Source organism: Amycolatopsis sp. 505 (assembly GCF_031625235.1).
Taxonomy (GTDB): Bacteria; Actinomycetota; Actinomycetes; order Mycobacteriales; family Pseudonocardiaceae; genus Amycolatopsis.
In genome coordinates, this window is sequence record NZ_JACKQP010000002.1 from 155,359 (window position 1) to 174,192 (window position 18,834).

19 protein-coding genes are annotated in these 18,834 nt (G+C 71.1%); 7 read left to right on the top strand and 12 right to left on the bottom strand.

From position 1 onward, the window contains the following. Positions 1 to 142: 142 nt before the first annotated feature. From H5965_RS07695 to pdxH, 3 genes are all read right to left on the bottom strand, one after another. Positions 143 to 697, bottom strand: coding sequence for a DUF3558 family protein (locus H5965_RS07695; protein WP_310968657.1), 555 nt, complete (start codon positions 695 to 697; stop codon positions 143 to 145). Between the two features lie 13 nt (positions 698 to 710). Beyond that, complete coding sequence (locus H5965_RS07700) at positions 711 to 1,976, bottom strand: MFS transporter (RefSeq protein WP_396136886.1); 1,266 nt, start codon at positions 1,974 to 1,976, stop codon at positions 711 to 713. Between the two features lie 482 nt (positions 1,977 to 2,458). Further along, entirely contained in the window at positions 2,459 to 3,136 is a 678-nt protein-coding gene (pdxH, locus tag H5965_RS07705) for a pyridoxamine 5'-phosphate oxidase (protein WP_310968659.1), read from the bottom strand. Between the two features lie 219 nt (positions 3,137 to 3,355). Between pdxH and H5965_RS07710 the strand changes: the two genes are divergently transcribed. Beyond that, a complete protein-coding gene (locus H5965_RS07710; RefSeq protein WP_310968660.1) occupies positions 3,356 to 5,023 on the top strand; it encodes a hypothetical protein in 1,668 nt (555 codons plus the stop codon). Between the two features lie 46 nt (positions 5,024 to 5,069). Here H5965_RS07710 and H5965_RS07715 read toward each other — a convergent pair whose 3' ends face one another. Then, positions 5,070 to 5,780, bottom strand: coding sequence for a TetR/AcrR family transcriptional regulator (locus tag H5965_RS07715; RefSeq protein WP_310968661.1), 711 nt, complete (start codon positions 5,778 to 5,780; stop codon positions 5,070 to 5,072). Positions 5,781 to 5,869: 89 nt separating this feature from the next. Here H5965_RS07715 and H5965_RS07720 point away from each other — a divergent pair, with 89 nt between their 5' ends. Next, positions 5,870 to 6,970, top strand: a complete 1,101-nt coding sequence (locus H5965_RS07720) for a lipase family protein (RefSeq protein WP_310968662.1) — start codon at positions 5,870 to 5,872, stop codon at positions 6,968 to 6,970. 42 nt (positions 6,971 to 7,012) lie between these two features. On the opposite strand, the gene H5965_RS07725 is transcribed toward H5965_RS07720, so the two are convergent. Genes H5965_RS07725 through H5965_RS07750 form a run of 6 tightly spaced genes read right to left on the bottom strand, consistent with a single transcriptional unit; the run spans position 7,013 to position 11,393 of the window. Further along, positions 7,013 to 7,708, bottom strand: coding sequence for an urease accessory protein UreD (locus H5965_RS07725; protein ID WP_310968663.1), 696 nt, complete (start codon positions 7,706 to 7,708; stop codon positions 7,013 to 7,015). Next, entirely contained in the window at positions 7,705 to 8,397 is a 693-nt protein-coding gene (ureG, locus tag H5965_RS07730) for an urease accessory protein UreG (RefSeq protein WP_310968664.1), read from the bottom strand. Before ureG ends, H5965_RS07725 begins: the two co-directional genes overlap by 4 nt. After that, positions 8,387 to 9,058: an urease accessory UreF family protein gene (locus H5965_RS07735; RefSeq protein WP_310968665.1), complete on the bottom strand. Its 672-nt coding sequence runs from the start codon at positions 9,056 to 9,058 to the stop codon at positions 8,387 to 8,389. Before H5965_RS07735 ends, ureG begins: the two co-directional genes overlap by 11 nt. Continuing rightward, positions 9,058 to 10,773 carry an urease subunit alpha gene (locus H5965_RS07740; protein ID WP_310968666.1) on the bottom strand — a complete coding sequence of 572 codons (1,716 nt, stop codon included), beginning with the start codon at positions 10,771 to 10,773 and terminating at the stop codon, positions 9,058 to 9,060. Before H5965_RS07740 ends, H5965_RS07735 begins: the two co-directional genes overlap by 1 nt. Position 10,774: 1 nt before the next feature. Next, the gene (locus tag H5965_RS07745) at positions 10,775 to 11,080 is read right to left on the bottom strand and encodes an urease subunit beta (RefSeq protein WP_086844441.1); all 306 of its coding nucleotides are present in this window, start codon (positions 11,078 to 11,080) and stop codon (positions 10,775 to 10,777) included. A 10-nt stretch (positions 11,081 to 11,090) separates the two neighbouring features. Then, positions 11,091 to 11,393: an urease subunit gamma gene (locus H5965_RS07750; RefSeq protein WP_310968667.1), complete on the bottom strand. Its 303-nt coding sequence runs from the start codon at positions 11,391 to 11,393 to the stop codon at positions 11,091 to 11,093. Between the two features lie 288 nt (positions 11,394 to 11,681). Here H5965_RS07750 and H5965_RS07755 point away from each other — a divergent pair, with 288 nt between their 5' ends. Further along, the gene (locus tag H5965_RS07755; RefSeq protein ID WP_310968668.1) at positions 11,682 to 12,830 is read left to right on the top strand and encodes a citrate synthase 2; all 1,149 of its coding nucleotides are present in this window, start codon (positions 11,682 to 11,684) and stop codon (positions 12,828 to 12,830) included. Positions 12,831 to 12,837: 7 nt separating this feature from the next. On the opposite strand, the gene H5965_RS07760 is transcribed toward H5965_RS07755, so the two are convergent. Both H5965_RS07760 and H5965_RS07765 read right to left on the bottom strand, forming a co-directional pair. Continuing rightward, positions 12,838 to 13,440, bottom strand: a complete 603-nt coding sequence (locus H5965_RS07760) for a TetR/AcrR family transcriptional regulator (protein ID WP_310969656.1) — start codon at positions 13,438 to 13,440, stop codon at positions 12,838 to 12,840. 14 nt (positions 13,441 to 13,454) lie between these two features. Beyond that, on the bottom strand, positions 13,455 to 15,149 hold the full coding sequence (locus tag H5965_RS07765; RefSeq protein WP_310969657.1) for an SDR family oxidoreductase: 1,695 nt from the start codon (positions 15,147 to 15,149) through the stop codon (positions 13,455 to 13,457). 215 nt (positions 15,150 to 15,364) lie between these two features. On the opposite strand from H5965_RS07765, the gene H5965_RS07770 reads away from it, so the two are divergent. Genes H5965_RS07770 through H5965_RS07785 form a run of 4 tightly spaced genes read left to right on the top strand, consistent with a single transcriptional unit; the run spans position 15,365 to position 18,784 of the window. Next, the gene (locus H5965_RS07770) at positions 15,365 to 16,204 is read left to right on the top strand and encodes an ABC transporter ATP-binding protein (protein WP_310968669.1); all 840 of its coding nucleotides are present in this window, start codon (positions 15,365 to 15,367) and stop codon (positions 16,202 to 16,204) included. After that, positions 16,201 to 17,010: an ABC transporter permease gene (locus H5965_RS07775; protein ID WP_310968670.1), complete on the top strand. Its 810-nt coding sequence runs from the start codon at positions 16,201 to 16,203 to the stop codon at positions 17,008 to 17,010. The genes H5965_RS07770 and H5965_RS07775 overlap by 4 nt, the downstream gene beginning before the upstream one ends. Further along, on the top strand, positions 17,007 to 18,167 hold the full coding sequence (locus H5965_RS07780) for a sensor histidine kinase (protein ID WP_310969658.1): 1,161 nt from the start codon (positions 17,007 to 17,009) through the stop codon (positions 18,165 to 18,167). The genes H5965_RS07775 and H5965_RS07780 overlap by 4 nt, the downstream gene beginning before the upstream one ends. Continuing rightward, a complete protein-coding gene (locus H5965_RS07785; protein ID WP_310968671.1) occupies positions 18,164 to 18,784 on the top strand; it encodes a response regulator transcription factor in 621 nt (206 codons plus the stop codon). Before H5965_RS07780 ends, H5965_RS07785 begins: the two co-directional genes overlap by 4 nt. Positions 18,785 to 18,834: the final 50 nt, after the last annotated feature.

The window sequence follows — 18,834 nt, forward strand, 5'->3', positions numbered from 1 at the left end:
TGACGGCGGCGTGCGGGAGCGATCCGGCCCCGCACCCCGCCGCGACCGCGACGCCGCGCCGCCCGGGCGGTCAGCACAGTCCTGCCGCTGCCCGGCCGGGACACGTCGCGGCCGGCCAAGGCAGCTCGTCGGCCGGGCGTGATCAGCCGGCGGCCAGGGCCTGCTTGACGAGCGGGGCGAGCTGCTCCGGCGTCATCTTCGCCGGGCCGGTGTAGTTGACCAGCACCGGCGTGCCCCCGACCAGCTCGCCGGAGACGAGGGTGGCGGCCTGCTGGCCGTCGACGTAGTAGACGGCGCCGTCCGGGAAGCCCGGGACGTCCTGCGCGCCCGGCTTCGCCTTCTTGATGGCCGCGAGCATCTCGGCGGGCTTGCCCGTTTTGCCCTCGTAGCGGGTCACCGCGAGCGCGCCCGCGGCCTTGCCGCCGTTCTGGTACTCGCAGCTGCGCGCTTTGCCGCCGTTGGCCGCGTTGTCCCGGACCGGGCCCGGCACCGCCTTGAGGTTGTCGAGGAACAGCGCCTTCGAGACGGCCTCGGCGGGCAGCAGCTTGCACGGGTCGAGCGCCGCCGCGGCGGCGTTCGTGCTCGGCGCCGGCTTCGGGGCGGCGGACGACGAGGGCGTCTTCGACGGCTCGTCGCCGGACGAGCAGGCGGTCAACGTGGCAGCCAAAGCGACAAAAGCGACAACTAGGGTACGCATGTTCGCACCCTACCTATGCCGTCGGTGCCCGGTATCGCCAGAAGGCCGGGAGCAGGAACATCGACGCGCAGACGAGCACGATGACCAGCAGCCCGCCGCCGGTCGCCGCGGTCGTGGTGCCGAACGCGGCCGCGCCCCAGCCGTGGGTGAGGTCGGCGATCCGCGGCCCGCCGGCGACGACGACCGTGAAGACGCCCTGGAGCCGGCCGCGCATCTCGTCGGTGGTCGCGACCTGCAGGATCGCCATCCGGTAGACGGCGCTGACCATGTCCGCGGCGCCGGCCAGCGCCATGAAGACGACGGCGAGCCAGAGCGAGTGCGCGAGCCCGAACCCCGCCACCGCGGCACCCCACGCGCAGATCGACACGACGACCGCGACGCCTTGGCGGTGGATGCGCGTCAGCCAGCCGGAGAACAGCCCGATCAGCATCGCGCCCAGCGGCAGGGCGGCGTAGAGCCAGCCGAGCGCGGGGCCGCCGCCGGGTGGGTCGCCGAAGGTGCGTTCGGCCATCTCCGGGATCAGCGCTCGCGGCATGCCGAAGACCATGGCGATGATGTCGGCGACGAAGGAGGCCAGCAGGATCTTCTGCCCGGCGAGGTACCTGAAGCCGTCGACGACGTCCCGGACCCCGGCGCGGCGCGAAGGGCCGTTGAGCGGCGGGATCGCCGGCAGCCGCCAGACGGCGAAGAGGGTGATGGTGAGGGCGACGACGTCGATCAGGTAGAGGGTGGAGAGGCCGAGGACGGGGATCAGCGCCCCGGCGAGCAGCGGCCCGAAGACGGCGCCGAAGGTGGACATCGTGGTGTTGAGCGCGTTGGCCGACGGCAGCAGTTCGGCGGGCACGAGCCGCGCGACGACGGCGCCGCGGGTCGGCATGTTGATCGCGAAGAAGGCCTGGTTGACGGCGAGAAGGCCGAGAACGAGCCACACGGAGCCGAAGTTCGCGAAGGCCTGCAGCCAGAGAAGGGCGGAGGTGATGGCGACGCCGACGTTGGTGACGAAGAGCAGTTTGCGCCGATCGACGGCATCGGCGACGGCGCCGCCCCAGAGCCCGAAGATCAACAGCGGCAGGAGGGCGACCAGGCCGGTCAGGCCGACGTAGGCGGAGGACCCGGTGAGGTCGAAGACCTGCTTGGGCACCGCCACGGCGGTGAGCTGAGTCCCGACGGCGGTGACCACAGTGGACAGCCAAAGCCGCCGGAAGGCGGGAATCTTGAGCGGCCGGGTGTCGACGATGATGCGGCCGAGGAGCTTGCGGATGCCCGAGCGGGGCGGCAAGGTCCCCGGTTCACCAGTCACAACACATCAGCTTAGCGGGGCTAACTATCTCCACGCAGGTGATTTATGTCGCCCGGCGACGCCCAACGCACGCCTCACCGGCCCAAACGGAACGCTGACGCCGGACTCGCACCCCACCCAGACCTCCCCACCACCCCGATCCGAAGCCAGAACACGGCCGGTGGTGCCGGGTCAAGGCACGCTTTCCCGCCTTGACGCGGTACCACCGGCCGTAGTGACAATCCCGGCTTCGGGGTGGTGGGCACCAAGCCGCTCCCCAGGCGAAGCGACCTCGCACCCGCAGGCCAGCTGCACCCCGGGCAGACCCGCATCCACCACGCAGCAGCAACCGACTCCCCCGCCGCTCCCAGGGGGGCGTCCCCAGGTCCATCCTATCGGCGACCACCGGCAAAAACCCCGAAAAGCCGCCGCCGCAGCCTGGCTGTCCACACCCCGGCCGGCATGTGGACAGCCCACCTGACTCAGGGGGCCACGCGCTCGATGTGCCACCCGTCGTCGTTGCGCACATACCGCAGCCGGTCGTGCATCCGGTCCTCGCGGCCCTGCCAGAACTCCACCAGGTCGGGCCGGATCCGCCAGCCGCCCCAGTGCGGGGGTGCCGGGATCCTCTCCACGTCCGCGAAGCGCCGCTCGATTCCGTGCAGCGCGTTGTCCAGCGCCCTTCGGCCGTCCACCACCCGCGACTGCGGGGACGCCCATGCCCCCAGCTGGGAGCCGCGGGGACGCTGGGCCCAGTACTCCGCCGTCTCCTTGACGCCGACCTTCTCGACCTCGCCGCGGACGTGGACCTGGCGGTGCAGCGCGTACCAAGGGAACGTCACCGACGCGTAGCGGGTCGCCGTCAGGTCGTGGCTCTTCGAGGACGTGTAGTTCGTGTAGAACACCACGCCGCGGTCGTCGAGGCCCTTGCACAGGACCGTGCGGGACGAGGGGCGCCCCTCGGCGTCCGCCGTCGCGAGGACCATGGCGTTCGGCTCCGCGATACCCGCCGCGACCGCCTGGTTCAGCCAGCCCTGCAGCTGATCGGTCCAGGTGGCGGCGAGCGCGGTTTCGTCGAACGCCGCGCCGTCGTAGGCCACGCGCATTCCGGGAAGGCGTACTACGGCGTCTTCCACCTGGTCCTCGATTTCCGGCATCATCGCCAAACCTCCACGCCCGGTCGGGGCATCAGTCGACTTCGGCTCTAGGCACGTTAGGGCCTCGCGACCGGCAGCGGAACCCACCTAACGGTGACACCCGCCACCACCACGAAGTAACCGCTGGACAACAAGCCGTAACCCGTGCGTTACCTGCCGGACCAGGATCGATACAGGACGCACCTACCTTCGGCCCGTTCCCCACCACCCCCGGAGGCAGGCATGACCGAGACCCTGTCCAGCACGGAAAAGAGCACCCCGCCGAAACGCCGATACGCCCCGCTCGCGGCGAACGAAAACCGCGAGGACTACTCACTGCGCTTCGCCGCGCATTCGTTCCGGAAATGGTCGCCGTTCGTGGTCGCGACGACGGCGCTGGGCGGCATCGCCTACCTCGCCGACTTCGCGATCGGCGCCAGCATCGTCCTCTCCTACGGCTTCACCTCCGGCGTCCTGGCGATCCTCGCCGCGGCCGTCGTCATCTTCGTGACCGGCGTGCCCATCGCGGCCGCCTGCGCGAAGTCCGGAGTGGACATGGACCTGCTGACCCGCGGAGCCGGCTTCGGCTACTTCGGGTCGACGCTCACGTCGCTCGTCTACGCCAGCTTCACCGTCATCTTCTTCTCGCTCGAAGGCTCGATCATGGGCCAGGCCTTCGAGCTCGCCCTCGGCATCCCGCTGCCCATCGGCTACCTCCTCGCGACGCTCATCGTGCTGCCCTTCGCCCTCTACGGCATGGGCGCGGTCGCGAAGATGCAGACCTGGACGCAGCCGCTGTGGATCGCCGGCCTGGTGCTGCCGTTCGTCGTCGTGCTGGTCCGCGAGCCCGGCAAGTTCGCCGAATTCACCCACTTCGGGGGTACCGAGGGCGCGGGCGCCGGGTTCTCCGCGATCGGGTTCGGCTTCGGGATGGGGGTCGCGCTGTCGCTGATCGGGCAGATCGGCGAACAGGCCGACTACCTGCGCTTCATGCCCGAGAAAACGGCGGAGAACAAGCGGTCGTGGTGGGCCGCGGTGCTCGCCGCCGGCCCCGGCTGGGTGATCCTCGGCGCCGCGAAGCAGATCGGCGGCGCGCTGCTGGCGTTCCTCGCGCTCGGCGTCGTCGGGAAGACGCACGCGCTGGAGCCGATCGCGCCGTACCTCGAAGCGGTCAAACCCGCGCTCGGGCCGGTCGCGCTGACGTTCGCCGCGCTGTTCGTCGTCGTCTCGCAGATCAAGATCAACACCACCAACGCCTACTCCGGCTCGCTGTCGTTCGCGAACTTCTTCTCCCGCGTGCTGCACAAGCACCCCGGCCGGGTCTGGTACGTGCTGGTCAACTGCGGGATCGCGCTCGCGCTGATGGAGTTCGGCGCGTTCGGCTTCCTGAACAAGATCCTCGGCTTCTACTCGAACGTGGCCATCGCGTGGATCGGTGCCGTCTGCGCCGACCTGGTGATCGCCAAGCCGCTGGGCCTGTCCCCGCGCTACATCGAGTTCAAGCGGGCCTACCTGCACAAGATCAACCCGGTCGGGTTCGGCTCGATGGTCGTCGCGTCCGCGGTGTCGATCGTGGCCTACTTCGGCGCGTTCGGGCAGTTCCTGGCCGCGTTCAGCCCGCTGCTCGCCCTGGTCATCGCCATCGTCCTGGTGCCGACGCTGGCCGTCGCGACGAAGGGCAAGTACTACCTGGCGCGCGAGAACACGGTCATGACCACGGAGGCCGACCCGCGGGCGACGCACACCTGCTCGGTCTGCGGCGACCCGTACGAGCTGCCGGACGTCGCCGACTGCGCCAAACAGGACGGCCCGATCTGCTCGCTCTGCTGCACGCTCGACAACACCTGTCACGACATGTGCCGGACGGCCGGCCCAGTCACTCTGGGCCTGCCGACCATCCGGACGCCGTAGTGTCCGTGAGGGCCCTTTCCCGGCGTCCGCAGCCGGGAAAGGGCCCTCACGTGAGCCGGCCTCCCCCCGGGTCCCCCTCCCGGCTCGACTGTTCCACGCCGGAGGGCGCGCCGGGGTTGCCCGGGATTTCCAAGATCTTTCCGGGCCGCATGATGGCGGCCAGCATCAGCGCGCGCAGCTCCGCGCCGACGTCCTCCACCGGCAGCGGCGGCTCGTGCGCCTGCCACTCGCGCAGCAGCCCGGTGGCCGCTCCGACCAGGGCGATCGCCGTCAGCCGGTAGTCGCGGTTCGGGGCGACGCCGTGCTCGGCCGCGCGCCGCGCCTCCGTCTCGATGAAGGTCGCCCAGCGGTCGACCCACACCTGGTGCTGCTCCTCCAGCTCCGCGCTGACGCCGACGGCTTCGACGTAGTTGAGCCGCGGGAGCCGGGGGTCCACGGTGACCGTGTCGATGAAGACGTCGAGCAGCGTGGCGATCCGGGTCATGGCGTCGGCCTCGGCGACCTTGTCGAGCGCGGCGGTGACGTGCTCCAGCGCGAGGCTGTTGATCCGGTCGTGGAGGGTGCGCAGGACGTCCTCCTTGCCGGTGAACTCCTCGTAGAAGTTCCGCGTCGAGACGCCGGCGCGGGCGCACATCTCGGTGATCTTCGTCTGCCGGAAGCCGGCGGTGGTGAACAGCTCGAGACCGGCCGTGAGCAGCCGCTCGCGGCGGTCGGCGCGACGTTGTTCGGGTGCGACGCCGCCGTACGTGCGAGCCAACGGTTGTGTCCTCCTTCTGAGGGATTGCCGGATCCTACCGGGCTGGCTAAATTGTGAAAACCTCGATTACCAAACAGCCGGAGGCAACGATGCTTCGTCGGTTACTGGTCGCCGTCGCGCTCCTGTTCGTGACAGCCGCCCCCACGGCACACGCCGAACCGGGCGTCCTCCTGGAACAGAAGCCGACGACGGTGTTCGTCGGCCCGTTCCCGGCGCCGGTCAAAGCCTGGCACCTCGTGTACCGCTCGACGTCGGCGACCGGCGCCCCGAACGCCGTCTCCGGCACGCTGGTGGTGCCGCCGACACCGTGGCTGCGCGGGGGCCCGCGGCCGCTGATCACGTACGCGGTCGGCACGCACGGCCTCGGCGACCAGTGCGCGCCTTCGAACCTCCTGGCCCACGGCATCGAGAACGAGAGCGCGTTGCTGGCGCAGGCGTTGACGCAGGGCTGGGCGGTCGTCGTCACCGACTACGAAGGACTCGGCACGCCGGGAACGCACACGTACGCGGTCGGGCAGTCCGAAGGCCGCGCGGTGCTCGACGCGGCGAAGGCGGCTTCCCGGGTGACCGGCGCGGGGCTGTCCCCGTCCGGCCCGGTGGGCGTGTTCGGGTACTCGCAGGGCGGCCAGGCTGCGGCGTGGGCGGCGGAGCTCCAGGCGACGTACGCGCCTTCGCTGAACGTGGTCGGCGTGGCGGCCGGCGGCGTCCCGGCGGACCTGAACGCGGTGTTCGCCTCCAACGACGGCGGCGCGGCGTTCGGCTTGGTGCTGGGCGCGGCAACGGGCTTCGCGGCGGCGTACCCGGACGTCCCGTTCGCGTCGATCCTGAACGACCGCGGCCGCGAGGCGGTGGCGCGCGTCTCGAAGGCGTGCACGATCGAGCTGGGCGCGGCGGCGCCGTTCGCGCACCTGCAGGACTTCGTGACGGTGCCGGACCCGATCCACGACCCGCGCTGGCAGGCCCGCCTGGCGCAGAATTACCTGGGCACGACGGCGCCGAAGCCGCCGGTGTACCTGTACCACGGGACGTTGGACGAGCTGATCCCGTTCAGCGTCGGAACGGCGTTGCGCGACCGCTGGAAGTCCCGCGGCGCGCAGGTGACGTGGCAGGAGTTCCCGCTCCTGGAGCACATCGGGGGCGTGTCGATCGGCGGCCCGGTGGCGATGACCTGGCTGGGCACCAAGTTCTGAAAACTGTCGGTGCCCACCGGTAGCGTGGAAAACGGGGGCTGCTCAGAACGGCCGCAGCGCAGCAACCGCGTCCGGTGCGAGAGAAGTGGTGAGGGTGCCGCCCGCAGCGAGGGGGCTGCGGGACCACCACTCGCCCGACGCCGCCGGCCGTTCCGGGCCCCCGACCTCCAGGTCGGTCGCGAGCACCCGGCGCCCCGCCAGCACCGCCAGGCTCCCGTCCAAGCCCGCGTCCCCCACCGAAAGCGTCTGACGCACCACCGGGGTTCCGGCCCGCACGACGTCCAGCGTGGTCACCAGCGAACCCGGCTTCTCCCCGGCCCGCCCCAGCACCAGCACCTCCCGCGTGTGCAGGTAGGCGTCGGCAGCCAGTGAGGCCCGGAAAACCGCATTGTGCCGGGCCCGCGCCGTGATCACCGTCGGCTCCGGCAGGTACTCCAGCGACCCACCGTCTTCCACGACTACGTCCACAGTGGACAACGACGACTCGCCGTGCAGGCCCGGCAGGGCCAACGTGGCCGCCACCCCCGACAACCGGAGGGAGGCACCCGGCCCGACCCGGACGGTGAGCAGCAAGTCGTCCCCGCCCAGCGGTGACGTCGCCGAGTTGACCAGGTGCACCACGGCCGTCGCACCCGAACGCCGGCGCGGGAACAACGTCAACGGCGCCATCGAGCACAGCTCCCGCAGCACCGTGCGCGAGCCGTCGAAGCACGCCGTCAGCCGCGCGTGGGCCTTCACAGCAGGGAACGGACCCAGTCGGCGACCGCGGGCGCGTCCGGGGTGTCCACCAGGGACTGGGTGATCACCGGCAGCGAGCCCCGCATCCGGTGCGCGTCCGACGTCATCACGTCCATGTCCGCGCCGACCAGGTGGGCGATGTCGATCTTGTTGATCACCAGCAGGTCCGCCGTCGTGACACCGGGGCCGCCCTTGCGCGGGACCTTGTCGCCGCCCGCGACGTCGACCACGAAGATCTGGCTGTCCGCCAGGCCGCGGCTGAACACCGCCGTCAGGTTGTCGCCGCCGCTCTCGATGATCACCAGGTCGAGGCCGGGGAACTTCTCCTCCAGCCGCTCGACCGCGTCGAGGTTCGCGGTGATGTCGTCGCGGATCGCCGTGTGCGGGCACGCGCCGGTCTGCACCGCCTCGATCCGCTCCGGGTCGAGGACGCCCGCGCGGCGCAGGAAGTCCGCGTCCTCGGTCGTGTAGATGTCGTTCGTGACCACGGCGAGCCGGATCTCGTCGCCGAGCGCGCGGCAGAGTGCCGCGGTCAGCGCCGTCTTGCCGGAGCCGACCGGGCCGCCGATGCCGATCCGATACGCGCGGCCCGCGGTGGGCGCGGCGTCGTAGTGGTCGGGTTCGCTGGCCGTCGGGTCGAAGCTGACCGGGTGGACGTGCCCGTGCCCGTGTCCGTGTTCAGCTGGCAAAGAGACGCACCTCTTCCTGGTGGTGCCGGGCGTGCGCCTCGGCGAACAGGTCCAACGCGGGTGACCCCGGCGACGGCAGGGACGCCGGGTCGTCGCCCGCCACGGCCGCGGCTTCCGAGCAGACGGAAGCGAGGTCCAGCCGGGCCACGACGGCGTTGACGGCGAACGGGTCCAGCCCCAGCAGCCGGACCGCGGCACTCGCCGGGCCGCTCACCGACAGGTAGGCGACCGCCATCGCGGCGTCGTACGGCGACCCGCCCGCGACGCCGACCAGTGCGCCCAGCACGATCGGGTGGTGCGGCCGCGGCGTCTCGGCCAGCAGCTCTTCCAAGACCGGCGAAGGCCACGCGATCCGCCCGGCCCGCGCGGTTCCACGGCCTTGCGCTCGGGAGGCTTCGCGCTGCGCGAGTGACGGCGTGCGCGCGTCCAGTTCACTGTCCAAACGCGACCAATTGCCTCGGTTGGCCGCCGCATGCGCTGAGGCAGCCGCGAAAACCGCCGCCAGGAACCCCGCCGTCCGCAACCGTCCGGAAAGGAATCCCGGCAGATCCCGCACGGACGTCACCAGCTTCCGCGCGACGACCTCCTCCAGCCCGCCACTGTGGACGTGCCCGCCGCCGGGGAACCGGGAGTCCGCGAGGATCAGTGCCGAAAGGTCCATCAGAACAGGAAGTACCTTTGCGCCATCGGCAGTTCCGTCACCGGCTGCGGTTCGATCAGCTCGCCGTCGACGTGCACCGCGAAGCTGTCCGGCTCGACGCGGACGTCCGGCGTGGTGTCGTTGAGCACCATGTCCGCCTTGGTCCGCGCCCGCATGTCCGACACGGCGACCAGCGGCCGCGTGATGCCGAACCGCTCGCGCAGCCCACTGTCCAAAGCGGACGGCGCGACGAAGTGCAGGCTCAACGCCGCCCCGATCGAAGCACCGAACATCGGCCGGGCCAGCACCGGCTGCGGTGTCGGGATGGACGCGTTGGCGTCACCCATCGCCGCCCACGCCGGGAAGCCGCCCTTCAGTACCACGTGCGGGCGGACACCGAAGAACTTCGGCTCCCACAGCACCAGGTCCGCGAGCTTGCCGACCTCGACCGAGCCGATTTCGGTCTCCATGCCGTGCGCGATGGCCGGGTTGATCGTGTATTTCGCGACATAGCGACGCGCGCGCAGGTTGTCCGCCGCGCCGTCGCCGGGCAGCGCCCCGCGGCGGCGTTTCATCACGTGCGCGGTCTGCCAGGTCCGGATGACGACCTCGCCGATCCGGCCCATCGCCTGCGAGTCCGAGCTCATCATCGAGATCGCGCCCAGGTCGTGCAGGACGTCTTCGGCGGCGATCGTCGTCGGCCGGATCCGGCTCTCGGCGAAGGCGAGGTCCTCGGGCACCGACGGGTTGAGGTGGTGGCAGACCACCAGCATGTCGAGGTGCTCGTCGAGGGTATTGGCGGTGTGCGGCCGGGTCGGGTTGGTCGACGACGGCAGCACGTTCGGCAGCGAGACGACCTGGATGATGTCCGGCGCGTGCCCGCCACCGGCGCCTTCGGTGTGATACGCGTTGATCGACCGCCCGCCGATCGCGTCCACAGTGGACTCCAGGAACCCGGCTTCGTTCAGCGTGTCGGTGTGGATCGCCACCTGTACACCGGCTTCGTCCGCGACGGTCAGGCAGGCATCGATCGCCGCCGGCGTCGTACCCCAGTCCTCGTGGAGCTTGAACCCGCCCGCGCCCGCCGCCAGCTGCTCGCGCAACGCCTCGTGCCGGACGGTGTTCCCCTTGCCCAGCAACAGGACGTTGATCGGGTAACCGTCCATGGCGGACAGCATCCGGCCGAGGTTCCACGCGCCGGGCGTGACGGTCGTGGCCTTCGTGCCCTCGTTGGGCCCGGTGCCGCCACCGACCAAAGTGGTCAGTCCGGCGGCCAGCGCCGTGTCGACGAGCTGCGGGCAGATGAAGTGGACGTGGCAGTCGATCCCGCCCGCGGTGAGGATCTTGCCGTTGCCGGACAGCACCTCGGTGGACGGCCCGATGACCAGGGCCGGGTCGACGCCGTCCATCGTGTCCGGGTTGCCCGCCTTGCCGATGCCGGCGATCCGGCCGTCGCGCACGCCGACGTCGGCCTTGACGACGCCCCAGTGGTCGAGGATCACCGCGCCGGTGATGATCAGGTCCGGTGCGCCTTCGGCCCGGGTCGCCGTGCCCTGGCCCATGGACTCGCGGATGACCTTGCCGCCGCCGAAGAGCACCTCGTCGCCGGAGCCGCCGGGCCCCATCGAACGGTCTTCGGTGACCTCGATCAGCAGGTCGGTGTCGGCGAGCCGGATCCGGTCGCCGGTGGTCGGGCCGAACAGCTCGGCGTAGCGCTCGCGGTCGATCTGCGGCATTTCAGAACTCTCCGGCGAATTCGGACCGGAGCCCCGGCACGCGCCGGGCGCCGGCGAGCGGGACGAGGTCGACTTCGCGTTCGACGCCGGGTTCGAAGCGGACCGACGTCCCGGCCGGCACGTCTAGCCGGTGACCGCGGGCGGCGTCGCGGTCGAACTCGAGGCCGGGGTTGACCGCGGCGAAGTGGTAGTGCGAGCCGACCTGCACCGGCCGGTCGCCGAGGTTCCGCACCAGCAGCCGGACGCGCGCGCGGCCGGGGTTCAGCTCGACCGGCTCGTCGCCGGGAATGATCTCGCCAGGGCGCATCAGCTGCTCCTCACACGATCGGGTCGTGCACGGTGACGAGCTTCGTGCCGTCCGGGAAGGTGGCCTCGACCTGCACGGAGTCGACCATCTCCGGCACGCCGTCGAGCACCTGCTCCCGCGAAAGCACGGTCCGGCCGCTGGCCACCAGGTCGCTGACCGTGCGGCCGTCGCGGGCCCCTTCGAGGACGTGGTCGGTGATCAGCGCGACCGCCTCGGGGTAGTTGAGCCGGACACCGCGGTCCAGCCGCTTCCGCGCGACGTCGGCCGCCACGTGGATGAGCAGCTTGTCGCGCTCCTGCGGGCTGAGGTGCATCCGCTAGGTCTATCACCCGAAACCGGGGAGCGCCTGGTTCGGAAACACAGGATTTACCTGGGCTTCGTCACACTACGTGGTGAAAATTCTCCGGCTTGACCGGACGTGTGACTGAATCGTTCTCGTAATCGTGACCGAAACCACCGCTTCTTTCGATTGCCACCCGCCCGTCAAGAGAGCAAGGTCTATCCATCCGTGCGATGTGGCGCGCGTTCAGTGCGCTTGTCCCAACCGCGCGACCAGCACCAACCAGCCGGGGAAAAGCGCACCGAAAGGTTCCGCGAAACAGTGACTACCTCCACGATCAGCAAGCCTCAGCCGTCCGGCCAACCCGACGACGGCTTCCGACCGGGTCTGGAAGGCGTCGTCGCCTTCCACACCGAAATCGCCGAACCCGACCGGGACGGCGGTGCGCTGCGCTACCGCGGCGTCGACATCGAGGACCTCGCCGGCAAGGTGACCTTCGGTGACGTGTGGGGCCTCCTCGTGGACGGCCGGTTCGGTCACGGCCTGCCGCCCGCCGAGCCGTTCCCGCTGCCGGTGCACACCGGCGACGTCCGGGTGGACGTCCAGGCCGCGCTGGCCATGCTCGCCCCGATCTGGGGGTACCGCCCGCTGCTCGACATCACCGACGACGAGGCCCGCGAGCAGCTGGCCCGCGCCTCGGTGATGGCGTTGTCCTACGTCGCCCAGTCGGCGCGCGGCATCGGCCAGCCCGCGGTCCCGCAGACCCGCGTCGACGAAGCCCACTCCATCACCGAGCGGTTCCTCGTCCGCTGGCGCGGCGAGCCGGACCCCGCGCACGTCAAGGCGCTGGACGCCTACTGGGTGTCGGCCGCCGAGCACGGCCTCAACGCTTCGACGTTCACCGCCCGCGTCATCGCCTCCACCGGGGCGGACGTGGCGGCGGCCATGTCCGGTGCCATCGGCGCGATGTCGGGCCCGCTGCACGGCGGTGCCCCGGCGCGCGTGCTGCCGATGATCGAAGAGGTCGAGCGCACCGGTGACCCGGAGGGCCTGGTCAAGGGCATCCTCGACCGCAAGGAACGCCTGATGGGCTTCGGCCACCGCGTCTACCGCGCCGAGGACCCGCGGGCCCGCGTGCTGCGCCGGACCTGCCAGGAACTCGGCGCGACCCGTTACGAAGCGGCCGCCGCGCTGGAGCAGGCCGCGCTGAAGGAGCTGCGCGAGCGGCGCCCGGATCACCCGATCGAGACCAACGTCGAGTTCTGGGCCGCGGTCATCCTGGACTTCGCCCAGGTCCCGCCGCACATGATGCCCGCGATGTTCAGCTCGGCCCGCACCGCCGGCTGGGCCGCGCACATCCTGGAGCAGAAGCGCACCGGACGCCTGGTGCGGCCGTCGGCCAAGTACGTCGGCCCGGCGCCGCGCAGCCCCGAGGACGTCGAGGGCTGGGAGCTCGTCACCAAGCACTGACACCCGTTCACGAACCGGCCGGTACCCCCGTGGTGCCGGCCGGTTCGTGCTTCGCGGTGGCCTCGAGCATGGCCGTGAGCTGGTCGACCAGCCAGCCGTCGAGGTCTTCGCGGGCGACACTGCGTTCCTGCAGCCAGCTCAGCAGCGCGCCTTCGACCACCGCCGTCCAGCAGCGGAGGGTCAACGACAGCAGCGGTGACGGCTCGGTGACGCCGAGGGCGTCCAGGATCAGCGCCACCGCCCGGTTGCGGACCTCGTCGATGGCCGCGTCCGTTTCGGACGTCGCGATCACCGAACCGCTGCGCAGCAACGCGATGTACCCCGCGCGGTAGTGGTCGGCGACGTCGACCAGGCCGCGGACGGCCGCGCGCAGCCGCACCTCCGGCGGGCCCTCCTCGAGCCCGGCCAGGCCGTCGATCAGCCCGTCGGTGACCGTGCGCAGCGCCTCGACCTGCAGCTCGCGCAGGTTGGCGAAGTACCGGTAGAACAGCGGCCGCGACACCTCGGCGCGCGCGACGATGTCGTCCACCGTGACCAGTTCCGGCGCCCGCGAGCCGAACAGGTCGAGCGCGGCGCGGATCAGGTGGTCGCGGCGGGCCTGCGGCGACATCCGCCGCGGCCGGTTCACGGCGTCAGGTCCAGCTTCGCGGCCGTGCGGAGCAGGCCGGGCGTCAGTCGCGAAAGGACCAGTGCGGCCTTCGCCTCCGGAGTGGACGGTGCGATCGCGATGTCCTTCTCCACGGCACGGAGGATATCTCGCGCCACGCCTTCGGGGCCGAACCCGCGCCGGGCGTACAGCTTCGAGCTCTCCTTCTGCCGCCGGCGCTGTTCCTCTTCGGACACCCCGACGAACCTCGTCGTGTTGGTGATGTTGGTCTTGACGATGCCCGGGCACACCGCCGTGACGCCGATGTGGTGCGCGGCCAGCTCGGCCCGCAGGCAGACGCTCAGGGTCAGCACGGCGGACTTCGTCGTCGCGTAGGCGGAGAGGATCTTCGACGGCAGGTAGGCGGCGGCCGAGGCGAGGTTGACGATCTGGCCGCCTTCGGCGCGCTCGGCGAGCATCGGCGCGAACGCGCGGCAGCCGTGGATCACGCCCCAGAGGTTGACGTCGATGACGCGTTCCCAGTCCTCGACGGACGTGTCGAGGAACGGGCCGGACATCCCGATGCCGGCGTTGTTGACCACGATGTCCGGGACGCCGTGGTTTTCCCGCACGTCTTGAGCGAACCGGTGCACGGCCGCGCCGTCCGAAGAGTCCACTGTGTACTCGGCGAGCCCGTGTTCTCCGAGCAGTTTCAGGGTTTCCGCCGCGCTCGCTTGGTCGACGTCGGTGATGACGACGTCGGCGCCTTGCTCGGCGAAGGCCAGCGCGGTGGCGCGGCCGATCCCGCTGCCCGCCCCGGTGACGACGACGAGCTTGCCATCGAACGGCCCCGCGCCGACCCGGGCCCGGCGCAGCCCACGGCTTTCCGTGCCGGTCTCGACGTAGTCGATCAGCTCGGCGGCCGCGGCGGCGACCACCGCCGGCTTCGCCCTGGTCACCCAGTGCGTCCCGACGATCCGGCGGATCCGCAGGTCGGGCGCCCAGCGGGTGACCTCGGTCTGCAGCGGCGTCGTGACGTAGGCGTCGCCGGTCGGGGCCAGCACCTGCACCGGGACGTCGGCGGGGCGGGGCGCGGGCCGCGACAGCCGGGTGAACATGTTGGCGCGGTAGAGCTGGAGGCCGTGCCGGCCGTCGGACCTGTCCGGCGGCGCCGCGTCCGGTTCCATCCGCTGGATCTGCTTGCCCAGCAGGCCCGTGCGCCACAGCAGCTCCGGGATGACCGGGATCTGGAACGCCAGGATGTACCACGAGTGCAGGAACTGGCTCAGCGCGTTCTTGAGCCGCTTCGGCGTCGGGCGGCGCAGCTGCGCGCGGAACCACGCGCCGGCGTGGTCGAGGCTCGGGCCGGAGAGGGACGTGTAGGAGGCGATCCGCCCGCGCAGGCCGTCCCCGGTGACCGCGTGCCAGGTCTGGATCGAGCCCCAGTCGTGGGCGACCAGGTGCACCTGACCGGCCGGCTGCACCGCCTCGACGACCGCCCGCAGGTCGTCGGCCAGCTGGTCCAGCCGGTAGGACGCGCGTCCCGGCGGCTTGTCCGACTGTCCGGCCCCGCGGACGTCGTAGGTGACGACGCGGTGTTTCGCCGTCAGCCCGGCGGCTACCCCGTCCCACATCGAGCTGTTGTCCGGGTAGCCGTGCACGAGCACGACCGTGGGTCCATCGCTCCGGCCGTCGATGGTCACGGAGAGGCGGACACCGTCGCTGGCGGTCACCCACTTGTGAGACATTCTGTCATGTTAGACAAGTTGTCAACAGTGCGTTCACCCGCGCGGCGGTTCCGCAAGCTCGGATCTTCGGGTTTTTGCTTGTATGACAGCGTTTTCGTGGTTCCACGGGAAACCAAGCCGGCGTGTCCACCGATCGGTGGACAGCCGGATTCCACTGGCCGTTGGTCGGATCCGGCGTCGCGAACGGCCAGGCTTTGAGCATGACCACAGCAGTCAACGTGCGCGGCCTGCGCAAGCAGTACCCCGGCCACCTCGCGGTGGCCGGGCTCGATCTGGACATCGCCCAGGGCGAGGTGTTCGCCCTGCTCGGCCCGAACGGCGCCGGGAAGACCACCACCGTCGAGATCCTCGAAGGGCACCGGCGGCGGACGGCCGGCGAGGTCACCGTGCTCGGCGAGGACCCCGGCCAGGCCGGACGCGCCTGGCGGGCCCGGCTCGGCATCGTCCTGCAGACGGCGACCGACGCCGCCGAGCTGAGCGTCGCCGAGACCGTCCGGCACTTCGCGAAGTACTACCCCGACCCGCGTGATCCCGACGAGGTGATCGAGAAAGTCGGGCTGACCGAGAAGGCCGGGGCGCGGGTCAAGGCGCTCTCCGGGGGGCAGCGCCGCCGCGTCGACGTCGCCCTCGGCATCATCGGGCGGCCCGAGCTGCTCTTCCTCGACGAGCCGACCACCGGCTTCGACCCCGAGGCGCGGCGGCAGTTCTGGACGCTGATCAGCGACCTCGCCGCCGAAGGCACCACCATCCTGCTGACCACCCACTACCTCGACGAGGCCGAAGCGCTCGCCGGACGCGTCGCGGTCATCGCGCGCGGCGAGATCGTCGCCCAGGACACGCCGCAGAACCTCGGCGGCCGGGCGGCGGCCGAGGCCACCGTGCGCTGGGTCGACGAACGCGGCGAGCACGTCGAGCGCACCGTGTACCCGACCAAGCTCGTCACCGAGCTCTCGGCTGGGGGTCGGGAGCTCGCGGGCCTGACGGTGACCCGGCCGAGCCTGGAGGACATCTACCTGGACCTGATCGGAGACAAGGCATGACCACCCTGACGTTGCCCGGCCCGCTGACGCTCGGGCTCGCCCGCGGCGGCACCGAGCTGCGGCAGTTCTTCCGGCACAAGGAACAGGTGGTCTTCACCTTCTCCCTGCCCGCGGTGCTGATGATCCTGCTCGGGTCCATCCTGGACGGTCCGACCGCGCTCGACGGCGTCACGTCCGGCCAGCTGCTGGCGGCCGGGATGATCGGCTCCGGCATCGTGTCGACGTCGTTCAACAGCATCGCGACCGGCGTCTCGGCCGACCGCGAAACCGGGGCCCTCAAGCGCCTGCGCGGCACGCCGATGCCGCCGGCGTCGTACTTCATCGGCAAGATGGTGCTGGTCGCGGTGTCCAGCCTGGCCCAGACGGTGCTGATGGCCGGGGTCGCCGTGCTGCTGTTCGGGCTGCAGCTGCCGTCCGACCCGGCGAAGTGGCTGACGCTGCTGTGGGTGTTCGCGCTCGGCATCGTCTCGTGCACCCTGCTCGGGATCGCGATCAGCTCGCTCGCGAAGTCCACCAACGGCGCGGTCGCCATCGTGCAGATGCTGTACCTGGTGCTGCAGTTCATCTCCGGCGTGTTCGTCTCGCCGATCACGAACCTGCCGAAAGTTATGGTGGACATCGCGTCGTTCTTCCCGCTGAAGTGGATCTGCCAGGGGTTCCGGTCGGTCTTCCTGCCGGACGGCGCCGTGAGGATGGAGATGGCCGGGACATGGGAGCTTCCGCGGGTGGCGCTGGTGCTGGGGATCTGGTGCGTGGCGGGGGCGGTGCTGGCGCGCCTGACCTTCCGGTGGACCGACGCGAAGTGAAGGACGCCTGGGACCGGTTCAACTGGCTCTGGGAGATCCTCTTCGCGGTGGCCTACCTGGCCACGACCACGCTGGTGCTGCTCGACGGCGCCGACCCGGGGTGGACGGCCGTCGCGGCCGGGGCGCTCACCGCGCTCGCGCTGAGCTACCTGCTGTGGGGCCGCCGGCTCGTCCGGGACGACGACTCGTCCATCCGGCAGCGGTGGGTGTTCGCCCTCGTGGTGCTGGTGCTGGTCGGGATCGCCATGCTCGCCGAGGGCACGTCCGGCTTCATCCTCTTCATGGCGTGCCCGCTGTTGTTCTCGACGCTCGAGTTCCGGCCGGCGGCGGTCCTGACCACGGTGGCGATCCTGCTCAACCCCGCGGCGGCCGTCGTCAACGACGGGTTCACCGGCCCGACGCTGCACATCATGCTGCCGATGACGGCCATCCTGGTCGTCTTCGGCGTGCTGTGCGGCAAGTTCATCGGGCACGTCATCGAGGAGAGCCGCGGGCGCGCGGACCTGATCGCCAAGCTCGAGGCGAGCCAGGCGGAAGTCGCCCGCCTCTCCCGGGAGGCGGGCACCGCGGCGGAGCGCGAGCGGCTGGCGCGGGAGATCCACGACACCCTCGCGCAGGGGTTCACCAGCATCGTCACCCTCGCCCAGGCCATCGAGTCCGAATTGGACACCGACCCGGGCGCGGCCCGGCGGCACGCCGAGCTGGCCGCGCGCACCGCGCGGGACAACCTGACGGAGGCCCGCGCGATGGTCGCCGCGCTGGCCCCGGCGGACCTCGCGGCCGGCTCGCTGGTGGACGCCGTCCGGCGGCAGGCCGATCGGCTGGCCGATTCGTCCGACGTGGTGGTCCGGTACGAAGTGGACGGTCCGCTGCCCGCGCTCGGCATGGCCGGGGAGGTCGTCCTGCTCCGGGGCGCCCAGGAAGCGCTGAACAACGTCCGCCGGCACGCGGCGGCGTCGGCGGTGTCGGTGCGGTTGTCCGCTGTGGACGGTTCGGTGCGGCTGTCCGTCCGTGACGACGGCGCCGGCTTCGACCCCGGCCACGCCACCGGTTTCGGCCTGCGCGGGATGCGGTCCCGGGCCGAGCAGGTCGGTGGCAGACTGAGTGTCCGGAGTGGCCCCAGCGGCACCGAACTCACCCTGGAGGTGCCGGCTTGATCCGCGTCATGCTCGTCGACGACCACCCCGTCGTCCGCGAAGGCCTCCGCGGCATGCTCGAAGCGGAACCGGACCTGACGGTCGTCGGGGAAGCGGGTTCCGGGGACGAAGCCGTCGCGCTCGACCGGGTCGCCGTCCCCGACGTCGTGCTGATGGACCTGCGGATGCCGGGCCTCGACGGCGTCGGCGCGACCAAGCGGATCCTGCGCGAGCAGCCCGGCCGCCGGATCGTCGTGCTGACGACGTACGAGACGGACGCGGACATCCTGCGCGCGGTGGAGGCGGGCGCCTCGGGCTACCTGCTGAAGGACGCGTCCCGCGCGGAGCTGGCCAACGCGATCCGCGCGGCGGCCCGCGGGGAGACGGTGCTGGCGCCGTCGGTGGCCGGCAAGCTGGTCAACCGGGTCCGCAACCCGGAACCGCAGCCGCTGTCGGCCCGCGAGGTGGAGGTCCTCCGCCTGGTCGCCAAGGGCGGGACGAACGCCGACATCGGCCGCGCGCTGCACATCAGCGAGGCCACGGTGAAGACCCACCTGCTCCGGGTGTTCGGCAAGCTCGGCGTCTCGGACCGCACCGCCGCGGTGACGACAGCAATGGCCCGCAACCTCCTGTCCTGACCCACCCACCCGTGCAGGAAGGGTCAACACGCGTGATCGAGCAGTCGACA

What these genes read in the sequence shown, in the direction of transcription:
- H5965_RS07695 (WP_310968657.1), bottom strand. Translation starts at nt 697, where the DNA reads ATGCGTACCCTAGTTGTCGCTTTTGTCGCTTTGGCTGCCACGTTGACC.
- H5965_RS07775 (WP_310968670.1), top strand. Translation starts at nt 16,201, where the DNA reads ATGACCACCCTGACGTTGCCCGGCCCGCTGACGCTCGGGCTCGCCCGC.
- H5965_RS07720 (WP_310968662.1), top strand. Translation starts at nt 5,870, where the DNA reads ATGCTTCGTCGGTTACTGGTCGCCGTCGCGCTCCTGTTCGTGACAGCC.
- H5965_RS07745 (WP_086844441.1), bottom strand. Translation starts at nt 11,080, where the DNA reads ATGCGCCCTGGCGAGATCATTCCCGGCGACGAGCCGGTCGAGCTGAAC.
- H5965_RS07770 (WP_310968669.1), top strand. Translation starts at nt 15,365, where the DNA reads ATGACCACAGCAGTCAACGTGCGCGGCCTGCGCAAGCAGTACCCCGGC.
- H5965_RS07710 (WP_310968660.1), top strand. Translation starts at nt 3,356, where the DNA reads ATGACCGAGACCCTGTCCAGCACGGAAAAGAGCACCCCGCCGAAACGC.
- H5965_RS07740 (WP_310968666.1), bottom strand. Translation starts at nt 10,773, where the DNA reads ATGCCGCAGATCGACCGCGAGCGCTACGCCGAGCTGTTCGGCCCGACC.
- pdxH (WP_310968659.1), bottom strand. Translation starts at nt 3,136, where the DNA reads ATGATGCCGGAAATCGAGGACCAGGTGGAAGACGCCGTAGTACGCCTT.
- H5965_RS07750 (WP_310968667.1), bottom strand. Translation starts at nt 11,393, where the DNA reads ATGCACCTCAGCCCGCAGGAGCGCGACAAGCTGCTCATCCACGTGGCG.
- H5965_RS07760 (WP_310969656.1), bottom strand. Translation starts at nt 13,440, where the DNA reads ATGTCGCCGCAGGCCCGCCGCGACCACCTGATCCGCGCCGCGCTCGAC.
- H5965_RS07735 (WP_310968665.1), bottom strand. Translation starts at nt 9,058, where the DNA reads ATGGACCTTTCGGCACTGATCCTCGCGGACTCCCGGTTCCCCGGCGGC.